This window comes from Kitasatospora sp. NPDC091257 (assembly GCF_044757675.1).
Classification (GTDB): domain Bacteria; phylum Actinomycetota; class Actinomycetes; order Streptomycetales; family Streptomycetaceae; genus Kitasatospora; species Kitasatospora lactacystinica.
Window position 1 is genome coordinate 1 of sequence record NZ_JBIVVI010001080.1, and the last position, 3129, is coordinate 3129.

2 pseudogenes are annotated in these 3129 nt (G+C 75.4%); one reads left to right on the plus strand and one right to left on the minus strand.

Annotated features, from left to right (window positions below):
- Positions 1–2737: pseudogene (locus tag ACIQOV_RS34580) on the minus strand (hypothetical protein); the annotation flags it as partial.
- A 196-nt stretch (positions 2738–2933) separates the two neighbouring features.
- Here ACIQOV_RS34580 and ACIQOV_RS34585 point away from each other — a divergent pair.
- Positions 2934–3129, plus strand: a pseudogene (locus ACIQOV_RS34585) (hypothetical protein); the annotation flags it as partial.

Consider the following 3129-nt stretch of genomic DNA (forward strand, 5'->3'; position numbering starts at 1 on the left):
CTCGGTCGGCGGCCCCCCGGTCGTCGGCGCCGCCGTGGTCGCCGCCGGTGGTCCGGATCAGGGCCCCCGCGGCTCCCCCGTCCGGGGAGCGGTCGCCGCCCTCCTCGGGATGTGCTTCCGTCCGGCGGCCGAAGGCGTCCTCGTGTGCGCGCTGGTGGGCCTTCCAGCCGGCCGCGTCGAAGTGGGCGAGCGTCCACAGTTCGCGGTAGTGGGCGATGAAGTCGTCGCCGTACTCGCGCTTGAGGTGGTCGGTCAGGGCCTCGTTGAGGTCGTGGCGCGCCGCGAGCCCGTCGAAGCCCTTGGCGGCCTCGCGCAGGGCGGGGGCGGCCTCCTTCTCGAAGGCGGCGTGCTCGGCCAGTTCCCCGGTGAGCTCGCGGCGGCTCTCCTCCCAGTGCTCCTGGCGGCCGGCGAGGTCCTCGTGGGAACGGAAGGACTCGTCGAAGGCGCGGGCGATCCGGTCGCCGTGGCCCTCCGCCAGGCGCTCGGCGGCGTGCATGGACAGGCCGTGCTCGCGGGCGACGGCCTGGGCCTCCGCGGTGGCCTGCCGGCGGACGGCGAGGCGGGCGGCCTGGTGGGTGAGCCGGTCGTGCAGGGCGGCGGGGTCGGTGAGCCGGTCGAGGGCGCCGCGGAGCGCGGCCGGCTCACCGACGCGTTCGGCGGCGGCCCGGTCCGCTTCCTCGGCGAGTTCGCGGAGCACCGTGTCCCTGGCCCGCAGCACGTCGGACTCGCCGGCGCCGAACTTCTCGGCGAACTCCTTGCGCGCGGCGTCCTCGGCCCAGGATTCGGCCGCCTTCTCCGTCTCCGCGACGGCCCGGCGGATCGCCGCCTCGCGGACCGCCTGGACGGCGAACTCGTGCGGCAGCGCCCGGTCGTGCCCGGCCAGGGAGCGGGTGAACAGCTCCACGGCCTCGTCGCGGTCCCGGCGCTTGCCGGTCGCCGCGTCGAGCGGGCCGGCCGCCTTCTCGAAGTCGGCGGCGAGGCGGTCGCGCAGCCGGTCCCGGACCGCCTGCATGCTGCTCGACGACAGGTCGGGGCGTTCCGTCACCCCGGCGGCGTCGAGCAGTTCCCGGTCGGCCGGGGAGAGCCGCTCGTACCAGTCGTGGGCGGCCCGCTCGACCCGGTCCTTGGCGAGGGCCAGGGCGTTCGCCCGGTCGGTGTGCAGGGCGAGTTCGTCGCGCGCGTGCTCGGTGAGCCGCTGGAGGGCGTCCCCGGCCCGGGTGTTGGCCTCGGTGGTGAGGCTGTCCGCGTCGGCGTAGATCCGGGCGACCTCCGCCTCCGCCCGCGCCTTGAAGTCCTGCCGGACGAGGTCCACGACGGGAGCGGGGGTGCGGTCGGGGGTGTGGGCGACGCCGGTGTCGCCGTCGGTGATCCGCGGGGCGTTCCAGGCGGCCGCCGCCCGGTCGAAGTGCTGCACCGCCACCCGGACGGCCGCCTCGCGGACGGAGGCGACCCGCACCAGGCCGTCGAGGTCGCCGAGGATCCGCTCGCGCTCCCCCGGCCGGGCGGCCAGCTCCTCGTACATCATCGCCCGGGCGCGCTCGTGGACCGCTCCGCGCAGGTTCGCCGGCGCATCCTCCGGGAACCGGCCGGGGGCGTCGAGGGCCTCGTTCAGCAGCCGCTCGGCCTCGTCCTCGCGCCGGTGGCCGCTGCCGTCCGGGTCGGCCCGCAGCTCCTCGGCCGCATCGGTGAGCTTGGCCTCGTACTGGTCCTGGAGGTCCCGCTGGGTCCGGCGCCACTGCTCCGCCCGCTCGCCGTCCGCCTCGGCGCGGATGTGCTCGGGGGCGTCGGTGTAGTGGTAGGAGTCCGGTTCGGTGCCGAAGCGCACGGCGGTGTCCATGGGGCGCAGGTCGCCCTCGGACTGGTGCTGGTACTCCGTCGGCTTCGTCGACGCGGTCGTGGTCACGATCGGCTGGTCGCCGTCGGGCGACTTGGAGTACGTGTGCCATTCGCCGCCGCCGACGACCGCCGGGCGGCCCAGCGAGTCGAAGCCGACCTTGTCCGCGACGATCACGTGGCCGGTGCCCGAGGCCGTCTTCATGGTCGTACCGTCGAACCCTGGCGCCACCCAGACCGGCCCGTTCGCCGCGACGGCCTTCAGGTCGGCGAGCTTCGGGTGCGACCAGACCTCGGCCATCACCTGCCTGATGTAGTTCGGGTGCGCGCTGTCGAGGTTGCAGGAGACGAACTCGATCGTGCGGCGACCGCCCGACAGGTGTCCGAGGCTGTCCAGGCCCACGATCACGGCGGCCAGGTCCTTGGCCGATACGGGCACGCCGCTCTCGTCGGTGTGGATCGCGACGGTGTAGCGGTCGTTCCGGACGGGCAGCAGCGACAGCACGTCCGGCAGGTCGGCGCCCGGCTTGCCGGCGACCCACCCGGGCTGCCGCCCCTCGCCCTCGGGCAGGAAGTTGCCGCGGTCCCACGGGACGTCGCCGTCGCCGCCCGTGCGGAGGTAGTCCAGACGCTCGTGGACGACCGGCTCGGGCTTCGGCTGTGCGTCGGGCTTCGGTTGCAGGTCGGGCTGCGGCTCCGGCCGGGGCCTCGACGGCCCGTCGGACCTGTCGGACCCCGTGGTCTCCTTGGTCTCCTTGGGCTCGTTCGGGTCCTTGGGGTCCTGGGGGTCCTTGGGGTCGTGCGAGTCCTTCGGCTTCGGGTCGAGGTCCTGCCGCTCGCGGGTGCCCTGGTTCCCGCCGTCGTCGTGCTGCCGGGGCGGTGCGGCCGGCTGCTCCGCCGTCATCGGCGCCTCGGCCGACGACTCCGTCCTGGACCGCGTCACAGGCGGGGCGGACCCCTCCGAGGTCTGCTCCGCCGTCCTCTGCTCCGCGGTCGTCTGCTCCGCTTCGTGCCTCGGTGCCTGCTCCGGCGTCTCCTTCGGGCCCCCCGTCGTGTTGGCCGGCTTCGGCGCCTCCGGCCTCTCGTTGTTCGAGGAGGACTTGGGCGCCTCGGACGACGTCCTCGTCGAGCCGTCGCCGCCGGTCGTCCTCGGACTGCCCGCCGGGGGCTTCGCCGACTTGTCCCCGGCCGGGGCCGCGGAGCCGTCGGAGTCCGTCCTCAGGTTCTCCGGCCGCGAGGCGTCCAGCGGGCCGGTCCCGGGCAGCTTGCCGCCGATGCCCTCGGGGCCGCCCACCG